We start from the raw sequence: 14,697 nt of genomic DNA, 5'->3' as shown, positions 1-14,697 counted from the left end.
AGGCTTGCTTATGGCTAAAATGGGCTCATGAGCAAACCTTCTTACCTAACGATTTCACAAACTGTGGGCAACACCCCATTAGTGCGCTTGCAGCGTATTCCCGGTTTAGAAAACGAGAATCGTAACAATGTCATTTTAGGTAAGCTAGAAGGCAACAATCCAGCCGGGTCGGTAAAAGACCGACCTGCGCTGTCGATGATTATGCGCGCACAAGAGCGTGGCGAAATTAAACCTGGTGATACCTTGATTGAGGCAACCAGTGGCAATACTGGTATAGCCTTAGCAATGACTGCAGCCATGCTGGGTTACAAGATGGTCTTGGTAATGCCTGAAAACCAAAGTATTGAACGACGTCAAAGTATGGCGGCCTATGGTGCAGAACTTATTTTGACTGCTGCATCTGGTGGCATGGAGTTTGCAAGAGATTACGCGCTACAACTTCAGCGTGAGGGGCGTGGCAGATTGTTAGATCAATTTGCCAACTCGGATAATCCCAGAGCCCATATTGAAACTACGGGCCCAGAGATTTGGCGCGATACCGATGGGCAAGTCACTCACTTTGTCTCTGCGATGGGCACCACCGGCACAATCACTGGTGTATCGACTTATCTCAAGTCAATGAATCCTGCCATTCAGATTATTGGTGCCCAGCCTGAAGAGGGCTCACAGATTCCTGGTATTCGGAAGTGGGCGCCAGAGTATTTACCAAAGATTTACCAAGGTGATCGGGTTGATCGTATTGAGTATGTCACGCAGGCAGATGCTGAAGATATGGCAAGACGCTTGGCAGTGGAAGAAGGAATCTTCTGCGGCATCTCGGCAGGTGGAGCGCTAGTGGTAGCTTTGCGCATTGCACGCCAAGTGGAAAATGCCACTATCGTTTTCATAGTTTGCGATCGCGGTGATCGCTATTTATCGACAGGCGTATTCCCTGCTTAATTTGGTTTAGTTTTTTTCTTGGTGTTAGATTTCTTTGAATTCTTAACCTCTGATTTATCTGCAAAGCTTTTTTGATCTGCTGCTTTCGCTAGTGCTTCATTTGATAAGGTAGCTGGTACTACGCTTTGGTTCTTATAACCTAGTGCTTCTGCAAACTCTGCCACACTCTGAGCGTAGAAATAACTGCGGTTGTACTGAACAATGGTTAAGAAATTATTTAATCCCACAAAATACTGTGCTTGATCGAGTCCGTCTTTGTCGGGGTAGGGCAGATCCACAATCAAGGCTTTACTTTGGGGTTCCACCCCACCACTTTGAAGATCGCCTTGTTGAGGCAATAGGATGCCCTGTTCAATTAGTTCTGCAACGGTGTATTTCAGTTGTGGTTCACCATCAGCCCATTGCTTTGCAACTGGTATAGCGTTTTCTTGTACAGGAAAAGAAATCGGCATGCCTGCTTGCCAACCATGTTGCTTCATAAAGTTCGCTACGCTCGCGATTGCATCTTTAGGACTTTGTTTAAGATCAATGCGTCCATCGCCGTCACCATCAACAGCAAAACTGCGGATACTGCTGGGCATAAATTGTGGCAAGCCAATCGCTCCAGCATAGGAGCTGTTTTGATTGAGGCAGGTATTAAAGCGAGTCACATTTACGCCTCGGATGCTATTTTTGGCTGGCAACTTACCGCCAGCTTCTGTCCAGCACAGCAGGATCAGTTCTTGAAGTTGATCCTTAAAAAGCTGCTCGCGGGCAGGCTTATTAGGGGTATCGGGATAGCTGAAGGCGAGTGTTGACAACACATCCTTGACTCGAAAATTACCAGTCTGACGCCCATAAATAGTCTCAATTCCAATAATGGCGACAATCATCTCTGCTGGCACCCCTGAGTCTTGCTCTACCTGACTTAAAAAGGCGCGGTTTTCATCCCAAAAGGCCTTTCCAGCCTTGAGGCGCACTGGCTCAATAAAGCGTTTGCGATACGCTAGCCAATTTTTCTTAAAAGTGCCCGATGGGGGTAATACCAATTTGCGGATAGAGGGAATCGTTTTAGCATCAAGAAAGCCGTTTTCTAGGGTCTGCAGCGGTATTTCTTGGGTTTGTGAGACTTGGTTTAATAGGGTACTCAGGTTTTGGCTGTAACGTGCTTCGGTGATCGCATCATCGGCTTGGTTTACGATGGGTTGTTGGGTATTACTTTGTTGCGAAGGACTGCTCGAGCAGGCCCCAAGTAACAGTGCGAGCAGCAGGTAGCAGACCCGAAAGTTCATGCCCCAGAGCAAGGATTGTTGAGAATTGAGCACCATTAATTAGAGTATAAAAAATACAGTTTTGCTATTAAGGATTACAGCTAATGACAACAGGATACATAACTCACCCAGACTTTCTGAAACATGAGATGGGTAGCCATCACCCAGAGTGCCCTGAAAGGATTCAAGCTATCAATGACCAGATGATTCGTAGTGGGGTAGATCGCTTCTTACATCACCTCGATGCGCCATTGGCTAGCGAAGATCAACTAGAACTGGTGCACAGTCCTGATCATGTTGCTTTTGTCAAAGAGAAGGCTCCCCAAAGTGGGTATGCCATGCTTGACGGCGACACCATTATGAATCCCCATACATGGCAGGCTTCCCTGCGTGCTGCTGGGGCAGCGATTGCCGGGGTCGATGCTGTCATGAAGGGTGAGGTTGAAAATGTCTTTTGTGCAGTAAGACCCCCAGGACATCATGCCGAACCTACCCGCTCAATGGGATTTTGCTTATTTGATAACGTGGCTATTGCCGCCCGATATGCCATGGAAGCCTACGGTCTTGAACGCGTGGCTATTATTGATTTTGATGTGCACCATGGCAATGGCACAGAAGCCGCATTTTTCAATGATCCGAGTGTTTTGATGTGTAGCTTTTTCCAGCATCCGTTTTATCCCTATAGCGGTCTTGATCGTGCTGACAATATGGTGAACGTACCTTTGCCGGCAGCGACTCGTGGCGACGTGGTGCGCTCGATTGTGGAAGAGCAATGGCTACCAGTGCTTCGCAACTTTGAGCCGCAACTCATCATCATTTCAGCTGGATTTGATGCGCATCGCGAAGATGATCTTGGTCAAATGGGTTTGGTTGAGGATGACTATGTTTGGATCACCAAGCGCTTGAAGGAGATTGCGCATGAATATGCTAACAATCGCATTGTCAGTTGCTTAGAGGGTGGTTACAACTTATCTGCATTAGGTCGAAGTGTTGTTGCTCATGTCAAAGCCTTGGCTGATATTTAAAGCGTTACAAGAAAAACGGTTATTCAAAGATTGAAAGCAAAAGATGGCAAATATTTATGAGCAAGGTTTAGATCGTAATCCTGCAAATTACACCCCTATTACTCCACTCTTGTTTTTAGAAAGATCTGCCGAGATCTATCCGAAGAAGGTTGCCGTTATCCATGGCAAGTTACGTCAAACTTGGGCGCAAACCTACGAGCGTTGCCGCCGCTTGGCTAGCGCCTTACAAAAGCATGGCATTGGTCTTGGCGATACTGTTGCTGTCATGTTGCCGAATACGCCACCGATGGTGGAGGCGCACTTCGGTATTCCGATGGCAGGTGCAGTATTAAATGCCTTAAACACCCGCTTAGACCCAGAGTCCATCGCCTTCATGTTGAATCATGGCGAAGCAAAGGTCGTGATTATTGATCCTGAGTTTTCAGGGGTGGTGAAGAAAGCTTTAGAGATTACCAGGAAAGAAAGTGGTCGTGAATTCTTAGTTATTGATGTCGAAGAAAAAGAGTACGACGTTGCAGGTGAGAGGCTAGGCAAGCTTAGTTATGAGCAATTATTGGCAGAAGGAGACCCTCAATTTGCGTGGCAAGTACCAGCTGATGAGTGGCAGGCGATTTGCTTGAACTACACCTCTGGCACAACAGGTAATCCTAAGGGAGTGGTCTATCACCATCGTGGCGCAGCCATTAATGCTGTTTCAAATGTACTCGATTGGGATATGAATAAACATCCCACTTATTTGTGGACTTTGCCAATGTTTCATTGCAATGGTTGGTGTTTCCCTTGGACGATTGCTGCTCGTGCTGGTATTAACGTGTGTTTGCGTCGCGTAGATGCGCAGCATATCTTTGCTGCTATCAAAGAGCATGGCGTGACCCACTACTGCGCAGCACCGATTGTGCATAACCTCTTGGTCAATGCCCCAGATGAACTAAAGGCTGGAGTGCCAGCAGGCGTCAAAGGTCTTATTGCTGGGGCTGCACCACCCGCTTCGATTATTGAAGGTATGGAGAAGTTAGGCTTTGATCTAACCCATGTCTATGGTTTAACAGAAGTGTATGGCCCTGCTGCTGTTTGCGTTAAACAAGATGAATGGAATGATGTGGATATCAGCGAGCGTGCCCGTTTGAATGCGCGTCAAGGTGTGCGCTATCACATGCAACAAGCGATCGATGTACTCAATCCAGAAACGATGGAGCCTGTTCCCGCTGATGGTGAGACGATGGGTGAGATTATGTTTAAGGGCAACATTGCAATGAAGGGCTACCTGAAGAATGAGAAAGCTACGCAAGAAGCCTTCGAGGGTGGCTGGTTTCACTCAGGTGACTTAGCAGTAAAGAGTGCTGATGGTTATGTCAAGATCAAAGACCGTAGCAAAGACATCATAATTTCTGGGGGTGAGAATATTTCTTCGATTGAGGTGGAAGACGTACTCTATCGCCATCCAGCCGTGATTGCTGCGGCAGTGGTAGCAAAACCCGATCCAAAGTGGGGCGAAACCCCTTGCGCTTTCTTAGAAATCAAGCCTGGTGTCGAAGTGACCCCGGCTGACATCATCGCTCATTGCAAACAGCACTTAGCAGGCTTTAAGGTTCCCAAAGCGATTGTTTTTGGAGAGCTGCCAAAGACTTCAACTGGAAAAATCCAGAAGTTCGAGCTGCGCAAGCAGGCTGGCTCAGCCACTGCTATTGATGTCTAGTTCAATAAAGAGGGCGGTAAAATAAGGGTTACCCGATTTTTTAGATAAATATCGTTTTTGAAGCGTTTGAGGATTGTGAAAGTCAGATGAAGATCTTAGTTGCAGTGAAACGCGTTGTTGATTACAACGTCAAAGTGCGTGTGAAGTCAGATAATTCTGGTGTCGATATTGCGAACGTCAAGATGAGCATGAACCCCTTTGACGAAATCGCAGTAGAAGAAGCAGTCAGACTCAAAGAAGCTGGTATTGCTACTGAAGTTGTAGTGGTAACTGCAGGCGTAACTCAATGCCAAGAAACTTTGCGTACAGCCTTGGCTATTGGTGCAGATCGCGCTATTTTGGTAGAGGCTGATACTGAGTTGCAACCTTTGGCAGTAGCCAAGATTCTCAAGGCGCTTTCAGAAAAAGAACAAGCACAAATTATTATTCTCGGTAAGCAGGCGATTGATGACGATAGCAACCAGACTGGTCAGATGTTGGCAAGCTTGTTAGATATTCCGCAAGCAACTTTTGCCTCTAAGGTGGTGGTTGCGGATGGCAAAGCTACTGTGACTCGTGAAGTAGATGGTGGCTTAGAAACGATTGCACTGTCATTGCCGGCAGTTATCACGACTGACCTTCGTCTCAATGAACCCCGCTATGTGACCTTGCCTAATATCATGAAGGCAAAGAAGAAGACGATTGATGTTGTGAAGCCGGAAGACTTAGGTGTTGATATCGTGCCTCGCCTCAAAACTCTCAAAGTAGAAGAGCCACCTAAGCGCAGCGCTGGTGTGATGGTTGCTGATGTAGCTGCTCTTGTTGAAAAACTCAAAAATGAAGCGAAGGTGATTTAAATGGCTGCTCTTGTTATAGCTGAACACGATAATCAATCATTAAAGGCGGCTACCTTAAATGCAGTTGCAGCTGCTTTGCAATGCTCTCCCGAAGTAGACGTGCTAGTTGCTGGTAACGGTGCTGATGTCGTAACTACAGCCGCAGCCCAAATAGCGGGTGTCCGCAAGGTGATCCAGATTGATGCCTTAAATCTGGCGGATCAATTAGCAGAACCTTTAGCTGCCCAGATTTTGTCACTAGCTGGTAACTACAGTCACTTATTGGCACCTGCTACTGCTAGTGGTAAGAATGTCATGCCACGCGTTGCTGCAAAGTTAGATGTTGCGCAGCTTTCTGACATTATTAAAGTCGTTAGCGCTGATACTTTTGAGCGTCCGATCTATGCGGGTAATGCTATTGCTACTGTTCAGTCGAGTGATGCAGTCAAAGTGATTACTGTGCGTACGACGGGATTTGATCCTGTTGCTGCTACTGGCGGGTCTGCTGCGATTGAAAAAGTAGCTGCTACTGACAGCGCAGGTAAATCTGCTTTTGTCGGTCGTGAGCTGACTAAATCAGATCGTCCAGAACTAACTGCAGCCAAGATCATCGTATCTGGCGGTCGTGGTTTAGGCTCTGGCGAAAAGTATCAAGAGTTAGTAGTGCCTTTGGCTGATAAGTTAGGCGCTGCCTTAGGCGCCTCACGTGCTGCCGTAGATGCGGGCTATGTACCCAATGACTATCAAGTGGGTCAAACTGGCAAGATCGTTGCTCCCCAGTTATATGTTGCCGTAGGTATCTCTGGCGCTATTCAGCACTTGGCTGGCATGAAGGATTCTAAAGTGATCGTGGCCATTAACAAAGATCCAGAAGCACCGATTTTTGGTGTTGCTGATTATGGTTTGGTTGCCGATCTCTTTACTGCTGTTCCAGAACTGACGAAAGCACTCTCGTAATTTTGAATAGCCCACCTGATTCGAATCCATAGGAGTTGTCATGCCATATGTAGCCCCCGTGAAAGACATGTTGTTTGTAATGAATGAGCTTGCGGGGCTATCAGATGTAGTGGCTTACCCATCCTATGCAGAAGCAGGTGCTGATGTTGATCTTGCGCCAGCAATTCTAGAAGAGTCTGCAAAATTTAATCAGGATGTCGTTGCCCCACTCAATTGGCCTGGCGATCAGCAGCCAAGCTCATTAAAAGATGGCGTAGTGACTACGACTCCTGGCTTCAAAGAAGCATTTGAACAATTTGCTGCTGCTGGTTGGCAGGGCGTCATTCATCCGGCAGAATTTGGTGGTCAAGGTTTGCCAAAACTCATTGCTACTGCCTGCTTTGAAATGGTTCACTCAGCCAGCCTCTCTTTTGCTTTATGTCCGATGCTCACTGATGGTGCTATTGAGGCATTGCTCACAGCAGCAAGCCCAGAACTCCAAGAACAATTTGTCCCGAGCATGATTTCTGGGGAATGGACAGGCTCGATGTGTTTGACGGAGCCCCAAGCAGGTTCTGATTTATCGATGGTGCGTTCTAAGGCTGTACCTGAGGGCGATGGTAGCTATAAGATCTTTGGGACCAAGATCTATATCACCTACGGTGAGCATGATATGGCCAAGAACATTATTCATTTGGTTTTGGCTAGGACGCCTGATGCACCAGAGGGTGTTAAAGGGATTTCATTATTTGTTGTACCCAAGTTTTTGGTTAATGCAGATGGCTCATTAGGTGAGCGTAATGATGTGCATTGTGTATCGATTGAGCATAAGCTTGGAATTAAGGCGAGCCCAACCGCAGTACTGCAGTTTGGCGATCATGGTGGCGCCACCGGCTATTTAGTTGGTGAAGAGAATCGCGGTCTGGAATACATGTTTGTGATGATGAACGCTGCGCGTTTTGCAGTGGGGATGCAAGGTGTTGCGGTCGCAGAGCGCGCTTATCAAAAGGCCGTGCAATATGCTAAAGATCGCGTTCAAAGTCGTGATCTCGCTGGCTCTCCCGGCCCCGTAGCGATTATTCATCAGCCTGATGTGAAACGGATGTTGATGACCATGCGCGCTTATGTAGAGGCTTCTCGTGCCTTGGCATACTATGCTGCTGCTGCATACGATGCACAGCATGCTGCACCAGATGAAGCAGTGCGTAAAGCAAATCAAGCAATCTATGAATTCTTAGTGCCGATTGTGAAGGGCTTCTCTACGGAGATGTCGATTGAGGTGGCGAGCCTAGGTGTACAAGTCCATGGCGGTATGGGCTTTATTGAAGAGACTGGTGCTGCACAACACTATCGTGATGCTCGTATTCTGACGATTTATGAAGGGACGACAGCCATTCAGGCGAATGACTTGGTCGGTAGAAAAACTGTCCGTGATGGCGGTGCTATTACAAAAGTACTGTCACAAAAAATTGCCGAAACGGAAAAAGAGTTAGTAGCTAGTGCTAGCGCTGATGCGAAAGCAGTTCTCAAACAGTTGACAGCTGGACGCGCTGCGTTTGATGAAGCGGTTGCTTATATTTTGGCGCATGCAAAGACGGACACTAAAGCGGTATACGCCGGCAGCTTTGCTTACTTACGTTTATCAGGTTTAGTCTTCGGAGGATGGCAAATGGCGCGTGGCTTATTAGCAGCCGAACGTTTGCGCGATAGCGATCCAACTTTCTATAAGACGAAGATTGCAACGGCGCGCTTCTTTGCGGAAAACTTGCTACCGCAGGCACAGGCCTTAGCCACCTCGATTATTGAAGGTGGTTACTCTACCAATGCACTAGAGCTTGAGCAGTTCTAAAATATTGGCAATTCGTAAATCACGAAAGCTATTTGCTATTACTGGGATAGCTTTCTGGCTTCTTGGAGTTGAGAAATAAAGAATTGCTCAAAGGCTATAGCCAAAAAGGTCATCATGACACCCGCACCTAGTACTAAGGAAAAGATGACAGTAAGAATCACTAGCCAACCCGATTGACTGCGCTCAAGTTCTGCAATGCCAGGATTAAATTGCGCATCCCATTTTTCATCGGGGCGTAAACCAAAGGTAATCGTAGTGAGCCAGCTGGCCTCAACCGCAATAAAACCAAAGGTCAGCAGTACCCAGCCAGGTCCTGAATGAAAGTGCGCATCTTTGAGTAGACCCCAGCCAACAAAGCCTCCAAACAATGCGAGTAACTGTGTCCAGGCCCAGAAGGATTTCAGTCCCTGCAAGTAAAAACAATTGAGGCCAGTGCCCGGAAAAAATAATCCGAGTGCGCAAAATAGAAGTTTGGATTTTTTCATCAAGATATCAATACTCATTTATTTTATTTATTGGTAACAGGCCGTTGGGTAAAGCTCAGCACTTCACGATCGGTGCCGATCATGAGTAATTGATCGCCATTGCGAACGATGCTGCGATAGTCATTGAGTTCATAAAGGAAATCATTTTCTAATTCCATGCGTTGCGGAGTGCAGGCCATTTTGGTGCTAGCAATTTTGCTCAAGCTAAAGCCTCGTGCATCTTCATTCAGCTCCGCAGTAAAGCGATTGCATCCAGTAGATCCGCTAACCCTTTGCCCATTCGCATCAAAGTTCATTTGAATAGGGTTGCTCGCTTCTCCCTGTGGAATTTGGCGTGCACGAACTTCACCATTGCTATTGGGGGGTAAGTTCCAGCGAGTGAGTTCCCACCGGGTATTGCGCAGTTCGCTGCTCGGAGGACTAATTTTGGCGCCACAAGGCGTAATCACATTTCCGCAAGCGCTCAAAAGCCCTAGTCCCACGCAAGAAAGTGCGATCCAGAGGCGATTTAAAGAGCCGCGATTGTGGGTGGATCGTGTTGTTTTATCGGACATATCGGTATAAGTAATTGATTTATATGTATTTTTTATATTGATTTGGATTCTATTCTACTGTCTTGGGTACTTAAATAGGTGGAAGAAGTAGGGGTTTTCGTCTAGAATATGAGGTTTTCCGCTTTACCGTACGTTTAGTTGGTGAGCTGGAGCCCAAGATTTTTGTAGAAATTTCATTGGGTTGTAATCAACCTGTTTTCATTTTTAGATTTTAAGGAATAAGTATGGTCGTCATTCGACTGGCACGCGGCGGCTCTAAGAAGCGCCCTTTTTACAGCATTGTTGCTACTGATAAGCGCAACCGTCGCGACTCGAACTTTATCGAACGCATTGGTTACTTCAATCCACAAGCAGCTGAATCTGAGCAAGCCATGCGCATTGCTCAAGATCGTTTGACTTATTGGACTGGCGTTGGTGCGCAAGTATCTCCAACGGTTGTTCGTTTAATTAAGAACAATCCTGCTGCTTAATATTCTGTTGCTAAATGCTTCATCTTTGAGATGATGCATTTAGTGGCGAAATTGTTGGTGGTTTATTTTGGGAAAATAAGGTGACTTGCAAATGAGTACACCTTCCCTAAATGATTTGATTGAACTTGGCGCCATTTCTGAGGCGCAAGGTTTGCAGGGGCAAGTGAAGGTTAGACCTCACTCATCAGACCCTGTAGCACTTCTCTCTTCTAAGACAGTTTGGTTGTCCTTGATCCCACGTCGGGATACTGGCGTTTCTGCGTCTGTAGAACAAGCCTCGTTGACGCAATATAAAGTAAAGAGCGCCAAGATGCATAGCGGTAATGTCGTGCTTGCATTTGATGGTGTTACTGATCGTGATCAGGCCTTGGCATTAAAAGGTGCGCGCATATTAGTGGCCCGTGATGCATTTCCAAAAGCGGATAGTGATTCTTATTACTGGGTCGATCTGATTGGTTGCCAGGCAATCAATTTGCAACATGAGGCGCTAGGTGAAGTGCTCGATGTCACTGAAAATAGTGCTCATGGTGTGATTGCTATTGGTGATCCTGTTTCTAAAGAAATCAAATATCTTGTACCCTTTGTCAAAGAAGTGGTGCAAAACGTCGACTTGCCAAATCAAGTGATTACGCTCGATTGGCAATTAGACTGGCAATAAAACTAAACCATATTCAAGAAACAACCCATGCGCTTTGATGTCGTGACCTTATTTCCCGAGATGTTTACTGCACTCACGCAGTGGGGTGTCACTGGTCGTGCCTGTGAGCAATCATTAGCGAGTGTTCATTTGTGGAATCCACGAGACTTTTGTTCTGATGCGCGTAAAACAGTGGACGATCGTGCCTATGGGGGCGGTCCAGGCATGGTCATGATGGCAAAGCCCCTCGAAGACACTATTGCAGGGATTAAGGCGGCTCATCAGGCTGCTGGAACTCAAGCGGGCCCTATTTGCTTGTTGGCGCCCCAAGGAGAGCGCTTCTCCCAAAAAATGGCCTCAGATATCTTAAATGACGGCAATCTGAGCTTGGTTTGTGGTCGATATGAGGCCATAGACCAACGTTTTGTGGATCGCAATGTCGATTTACAGATATCCATAGGCGATTTTGTGCTGTCTGGGGGCGAAATCCCTGCTATGGCCATCATGGATGCGGTTATTAGGCTTATTCCTGGGGCTCTCGGAGATGGCGAATCTGCCACCCAGGATAGCTTTATGAATGGTCTTTTGGACTATCCGCACTACACCAGGCCTGAGATTTATGAAAATTTATCGGTGCCGGACGTGCTTTTAGGCGGACATCACGCTAAAATAGCAGATTGGCGTCGGCAGAAGTCTTTAGAGCTGACGTTCAGGTTAAGGCCGGATTTAATTGAATCGGCTAGAGCCAATGGGTTGCTAACCCGAGAAGATGAACAATTTCTTCGCTCGCTGTGAATACTTTTAGTGGTGCGCAGTTGTGAATGAGTGGTTTGGTTTTTGGTTTAGTGAAATTGTTTTAACTACATCCTCTATTAGGTCCGTTGATTTAGGTCTCGGGATTAAACGCTAATACGATGTTTAAGGATTAAAAATGAATTTAATTGAAAAAATTGAGCAAGAAGAAATTGCTCGCTTAAGTGCTAACAAAACTTTGCCAAGCTTTGCGCCTGGCGATACAGTGGTTGTTAGTGTAAACGTGGTTGAAGGTACACGTAAGCGTACCCAGGCCTTTGAAGGCGTTGTGATTGCTAAACGCAATCGCGGACTAAATTCTAGCTTTATCGTGCGTAAGATTTCTTCTGGTGAAGGCGTTGAGCGTACTTTCCAAACATACTCACCATTGATCGCTAGCGTTGAAGTAAAGCGTCGTGGTGATGTCCGTCGTGCAAAGTTGTACTACTTGCGTGATCGTTCTGGTAAGTCTGCACGTATTAAAGAAAAGCTTCAGGCTCGCACTAAGGCAGTGGCTGCTCCAGCTGCTGAATAATTGCTGCTTTGATGCAAATAGAAAGGCGGCCTAGGTCGCCTTTTTTATTGCCTTAAAATATGACTATGCCAAAGACCTCTCAGCCTGAAGAAGACGTAATCAATGTCGCTGCGCCCCCAGGATTTAATGCCGAAGCCATTCCGATTCATGAGGTTTGCGTCAATGACAAAAAAGTAGCGCCTGAATTTCTCGAGCCAGTGGGCTTAAAGACCCGTCTTCAATATCCACCGGAGTGGCAACCAGAGATTACCGATGAGAATCGTCATGTGATTGCTACCGATATCATCGCTAAGCGCCAAGCTGCTGGCAAGATAACGCGAGCAGCGGTATTGATCCCTTTGTTATTAAAAGAGAATGGCCTCTCAGTATTGCTGACGCAAAGAACGAATCATTTGCGTGATCATGCAGGGCAGATTAGCTTTCCGGGTGGACGGATGGATCCAGAAGATCTTAGTCCCGATGACACTGCATTGAGGGAGAGTCAGGAAGAGATTGGCCTTGATCCTAAACGGGTAGAAATTATTGGCTATCTTCCGCAGTATTTGACTGTTTCTGGTTATAGCGTCACACCAGTAGTGGGGTTGGTGCAACCTCAAGAAGAATATGTCCTTGATGAGTTTGAGGTGGCAGATGTTTTTGAAGTGCCGCTACATTTTTTACTAGATCCAGCGAACCATCAGATCAGGCTGTGGCAAAGCGAGCAGGGTGGTCGTCGTTTTTATTCGATTCCTTATGAGAATCGCTTTATTTGGGGCGCTACTGCGGGAATGTTGCGGAACCTATATCATTTATTAAAAGTATGACTTTCTTTTCTATTCTCTTCGCCCTCATTGCTGAGCAATATCGCCCAGTAACCTCTAGCCATTGGATTGCGCGTATGAGCGCTCGTTGGTTAGATTGGGTCGCTGGTGAATTCGGTGGCAAGTCTGAAGAAGGTGCAAGTCCAATTGGCGCACGCATGGCTTGCTTGGTTGCTTTTGTGCTACCTACCTTTTTGGTATTTATGGTGTATGTCACCTGCATGTTGACTTATCCCATTCTTGGTTTCTTATGGAACGTCGTCATTGCGTATTTATTTTTCGGCTTCCGTCAATTCAGCCACTCATTTACTTTGGTGCATGAAGCAATTGAAGCGCATGATCTACCAGCTGCGCGGGCAGCACTGGGTGAATGGTATGGCCCAGAGTTAGATACTGCCAATCTTTCTGAGACAGAAGTGATTTCATTAGCGCTAGAGCGAGCCATTATTGGTTCACATCACCATGTGTTTGGTGTGCTGTTTTGGTTCATGATGCCAATGGGTCCCGCAGGTGTGGTGCTGTATCGTTTGGCTGATATTGCTGCTCAGCGTTGGTCTGAGCGTGACTTCAACTTAAGTGAAGCAGCGCGTCATTTCTTTTATGTATTGGATTGGGTTCCAGCGCGTATCACGGCAATGGGCTTTGCGATTGTTGGAAACTTTGAGGGTGCAGTATATGGTTGGCGCTATCTCACCCAAAAATGGTCTGATTCATTATCGGCTGTGATCTTGGCTGCAGGTAGTGGTGCCTTAGGCGTGCGACTCGGTGAGCCCTTAAGCGAGCCTGAAAGTGATGAGGCACTGCGTATGGCTGAGGCCGGTGAACCTTTAATCTATGAAGTGGGTCTTGAGCCTACTGAGCGCACGATGCGCTCCGCGGTTGGCTTGGTATGGCGCTTAGTTATCGCTTGGATGGCTTTGTTGCTAATGCTGACCATCGCTCTTTGGCTTGGCTAATTCCCTGAATTTGCGTATCTGCTGTTTTCGAATCTGAACGCAACTGTCTAAATAGCGCCAATCTTTCTGGCGCTATTTCATTTCTGTCTACCGCATCACGTACCGCGCAATCAGGTTCGGATTGATGAGCACAGTTATGAAAGCGACATTTACCGAGCAAGTCTTTAAATTCCCTAAAGGCATGCTGTAACTCGCTCACAGACATATGTGCTAAACCAAACTCCTGAAAACCTGGTGAATCAATTAATGCACCCAATTTGCCGACCCCATCTCTCCCCCAAGATTCCGGTAATTCAAAATAACGACAGGCGGTGGTGGTGTGTTTACCGGTATCTAAGCGCACGGAGTATTCCTGGGTAAGTGCAGCAGCATTGGGTACCCAGGCATTGAGCAGGCTAGATTTACCCATGCCGGATTGACCAACAAAGACGGATACCTTACCGGCTAAGGCAGGACGAAGTGCATCAATCGAAGCGGGGTCAAATTTGGCGGAGACCTCACTGACGGGATAGCCCATGCGCGCATAGGGTTCAATGATTTTGCGCGCTTGCGCTAAGTTATCTTGGAGATCAGATTTATTGAGCAGAATATGCAAGCCAATTTGATTAGCCTCAGCCGCCACGACCGCTCTGCCCAGGAGGTCAGGAGAGAAGGCGGGTTGGGTTGCTAGTACTACCAGAATTTGATCGACGTTAGAGGCAATGATTTTGCTTTTAAAAGCATCAGAGCGGTAAAGAATATTTTCACGAGGCTCAATTTCAATAATGCGCGCTTGATCTGCAGATGTCATCTCCAGCAACATACGATCACCCACAGCACCAATATGCTGCTTAGCGGGAGTGCTCACTTGAATTAAAGGACCGCTTGGGGATTCTTTCCCTGCGGTATCTGCTACTAGGCGCTGCGCTAAATAATGTCTTCCGTAGGAAGCAGTCAGTAGCGCGCGAAATTGTTCCAT

16 protein-coding genes are annotated in these 14,697 nt (G+C 46.8%); 12 read left to right on the top strand and 4 right to left on the bottom strand.

Annotation, left to right across the window (positions count from 1 at the left end; genetic code table 11):
- Positions 1-27: 27 nt before the first annotated feature.
- Positions 28-939: a cysteine synthase CysM gene (gene cysM, locus ICN21_RS04405; protein WP_215318539.1), complete on the top strand. Its 912-nt coding sequence runs from the start codon at positions 28-30 to the stop codon at positions 937-939.
- Here the strand turns inward: cysM and ICN21_RS04400 are convergent.
- Positions 936-2,246, bottom strand: a complete 1,311-nt coding sequence (locus ICN21_RS04400; RefSeq protein ID WP_255534202.1) for a lytic transglycosylase domain-containing protein — start codon at positions 2,244-2,246, stop codon at positions 936-938. The genes cysM and ICN21_RS04400 overlap by 4 nt on opposite strands.
- Positions 2,247-2,293: 47 nt before the next feature.
- Here ICN21_RS04400 and ICN21_RS04395 point away from each other — a divergent pair, with 47 nt between their 5' ends.
- From ICN21_RS04395 to ICN21_RS04375, 5 genes are all read left to right on the top strand, one after another.
- Positions 2,294-3,214 (top strand): histone deacetylase family protein, encoded by a 921-nt coding sequence (locus ICN21_RS04395; protein ID WP_216124950.1) that lies wholly within the window; start codon positions 2,294-2,296, stop codon positions 3,212-3,214.
- Between the two features lie 43 nt (positions 3,215-3,257).
- On the top strand, positions 3,258-4,910 hold the full coding sequence (locus ICN21_RS04390; RefSeq protein WP_216176963.1) for an acyl-CoA synthetase: 1,653 nt from the start codon (positions 3,258-3,260) through the stop codon (positions 4,908-4,910).
- A gap of 86 nt (positions 4,911-4,996) precedes the next feature.
- Complete coding sequence (locus ICN21_RS04385; protein ID WP_216176961.1) at positions 4,997-5,746, top strand: electron transfer flavoprotein subunit beta/FixA family protein; 750 nt, start codon at positions 4,997-4,999, stop codon at positions 5,744-5,746.
- Entirely contained in the window at positions 5,747-6,682 is a 936-nt protein-coding gene (locus ICN21_RS04380) for an electron transfer flavoprotein subunit alpha/FixB family protein (protein ID WP_216176959.1), read from the top strand.
- 40 nt (positions 6,683-6,722) lie between these two features.
- A complete protein-coding gene (locus tag ICN21_RS04375) occupies positions 6,723-8,510 on the top strand; it encodes an acyl-CoA dehydrogenase (protein ID WP_216176957.1) in 1,788 nt (595 codons plus the stop codon).
- 38 nt (positions 8,511-8,548) lie between these two features.
- Here ICN21_RS04375 and ICN21_RS04370 read toward each other — a convergent pair whose 3' ends face one another.
- Both ICN21_RS04370 and ICN21_RS04365 read right to left on the bottom strand, forming a co-directional pair.
- Positions 8,549-9,013 carry a hypothetical protein gene (locus ICN21_RS04370; protein ID WP_255534201.1) on the bottom strand — a complete coding sequence of 155 codons (465 nt, stop codon included), beginning with the start codon at positions 9,011-9,013 and terminating at the stop codon, positions 8,549-8,551.
- 5 nt (positions 9,014-9,018) lie between these two features.
- Complete coding sequence (locus ICN21_RS04365) at positions 9,019-9,549, bottom strand: META domain-containing protein (RefSeq protein ID WP_216176955.1); 531 nt, start codon at positions 9,547-9,549, stop codon at positions 9,019-9,021.
- A 224-nt stretch (positions 9,550-9,773) separates the two neighbouring features.
- Here ICN21_RS04365 and rpsP point away from each other — a divergent pair, with 224 nt between their 5' ends.
- The 6 genes from rpsP to ICN21_RS04335 all read left to right on the top strand — a co-directional run bounded on the left by rpsP (position 9,774) and on the right by ICN21_RS04335 (position 13,739).
- Complete coding sequence (gene rpsP / locus ICN21_RS04360; RefSeq protein ID WP_068948964.1) at positions 9,774-10,019, top strand: 30S ribosomal protein S16; 246 nt, start codon at positions 9,774-9,776, stop codon at positions 10,017-10,019.
- Positions 10,020-10,110: 91 nt separating this feature from the next.
- Positions 10,111-10,677, top strand: coding sequence for a ribosome maturation factor RimM (gene rimM, locus ICN21_RS04355; RefSeq protein ID WP_216176953.1), 567 nt, complete (start codon positions 10,111-10,113; stop codon positions 10,675-10,677).
- Between the two features lie 27 nt (positions 10,678-10,704).
- Positions 10,705-11,451, top strand: a complete 747-nt coding sequence (trmD, locus tag ICN21_RS04350) for a tRNA (guanosine(37)-N1)-methyltransferase TrmD (protein ID WP_216176951.1) — start codon at positions 10,705-10,707, stop codon at positions 11,449-11,451.
- Positions 11,452-11,587: 136 nt separating this feature from the next.
- The gene (gene rplS / locus ICN21_RS04345) at positions 11,588-11,983 is read left to right on the top strand and encodes a 50S ribosomal protein L19 (RefSeq protein ID WP_215318522.1); all 396 of its coding nucleotides are present in this window, start codon (positions 11,588-11,590) and stop codon (positions 11,981-11,983) included.
- A 65-nt stretch (positions 11,984-12,048) separates the two neighbouring features.
- On the top strand, positions 12,049-12,786 hold the full coding sequence (locus ICN21_RS04340) for a CoA pyrophosphatase (RefSeq protein ID WP_216176949.1): 738 nt from the start codon (positions 12,049-12,051) through the stop codon (positions 12,784-12,786).
- A complete protein-coding gene (locus ICN21_RS04335; RefSeq protein WP_215295435.1) occupies positions 12,783-13,739 on the top strand; it encodes a CobD/CbiB family protein in 957 nt (318 codons plus the stop codon). The genes ICN21_RS04340 and ICN21_RS04335 overlap by 4 nt, the downstream gene beginning before the upstream one ends.
- On the opposite strand, the gene rsgA is transcribed toward ICN21_RS04335, so the two are convergent.
- The gene (gene rsgA, locus ICN21_RS04330) at positions 13,684-14,697 is read right to left on the bottom strand and encodes a ribosome small subunit-dependent GTPase A (protein ID WP_216124974.1); all 1,014 of its coding nucleotides are present in this window, start codon (positions 14,695-14,697) and stop codon (positions 13,684-13,686) included. The genes ICN21_RS04335 and rsgA overlap by 56 nt on opposite strands.

This window comes from Polynucleobacter sp. AP-Feld-500C-C5 (genome assembly GCF_018882265.1).
Taxonomy (GTDB): Bacteria; Pseudomonadota; Gammaproteobacteria; order Burkholderiales; family Burkholderiaceae; genus Polynucleobacter.
Note: the sequence above shows the minus strand (reverse complement) of the source record. Positions and strands in the feature narration are given on the sequence as shown.

Coding starts and splice junctions, on each gene's coding strand:
- cysM (WP_215318539.1), top strand. CDS start 28: ATGAGCAAACCTTCTTACCTAACGATTTCACAAACTGTGGGCAACACC.
- ICN21_RS04400 (WP_255534202.1), bottom strand. CDS start 2,246: ATGGTGCTCAATTCTCAACAATCCTTGCTCTGGGGCATGAACTTTCGG.
- ICN21_RS04395 (WP_216124950.1), top strand. CDS start 2,294: ATGACAACAGGATACATAACTCACCCAGACTTTCTGAAACATGAGATG.
- ICN21_RS04390 (WP_216176963.1), top strand. CDS start 3,258: ATGGCAAATATTTATGAGCAAGGTTTAGATCGTAATCCTGCAAATTAC.
- ICN21_RS04385 (WP_216176961.1), top strand. CDS start 4,997: ATGAAGATCTTAGTTGCAGTGAAACGCGTTGTTGATTACAACGTCAAA.
- ICN21_RS04380 (WP_216176959.1), top strand. CDS start 5,747: ATGGCTGCTCTTGTTATAGCTGAACACGATAATCAATCATTAAAGGCG.
- ICN21_RS04375 (WP_216176957.1), top strand. CDS start 6,723: ATGCCATATGTAGCCCCCGTGAAAGACATGTTGTTTGTAATGAATGAG.
- ICN21_RS04370 (WP_255534201.1), bottom strand. CDS start 9,013: ATGAGTATTGATATCTTGATGAAAAAATCCAAACTTCTATTTTGCGCA.
- ICN21_RS04365 (WP_216176955.1), bottom strand. CDS start 9,549: ATGTCCGATAAAACAACACGATCCACCCACAATCGCGGCTCTTTAAAT.
- rpsP (WP_068948964.1), top strand. CDS start 9,774: ATGGTCGTCATTCGACTGGCACGCGGCGGCTCTAAGAAGCGCCCTTTT.
- rimM (WP_216176953.1), top strand. CDS start 10,111: ATGAGTACACCTTCCCTAAATGATTTGATTGAACTTGGCGCCATTTCT.
- trmD (WP_216176951.1), top strand. CDS start 10,705: ATGCGCTTTGATGTCGTGACCTTATTTCCCGAGATGTTTACTGCACTC.
- rplS (WP_215318522.1), top strand. CDS start 11,588: ATGAATTTAATTGAAAAAATTGAGCAAGAAGAAATTGCTCGCTTAAGT.
- ICN21_RS04340 (WP_216176949.1), top strand. CDS start 12,049: ATGCCAAAGACCTCTCAGCCTGAAGAAGACGTAATCAATGTCGCTGCG.
- ICN21_RS04335 (WP_215295435.1), top strand. CDS start 12,783: ATGACTTTCTTTTCTATTCTCTTCGCCCTCATTGCTGAGCAATATCGC.
- rsgA (WP_216124974.1), bottom strand. CDS start 14,697: ATGGAACAATTTCGCGCGCTACTGACTGCTTCCTACGGAAGACATTAT.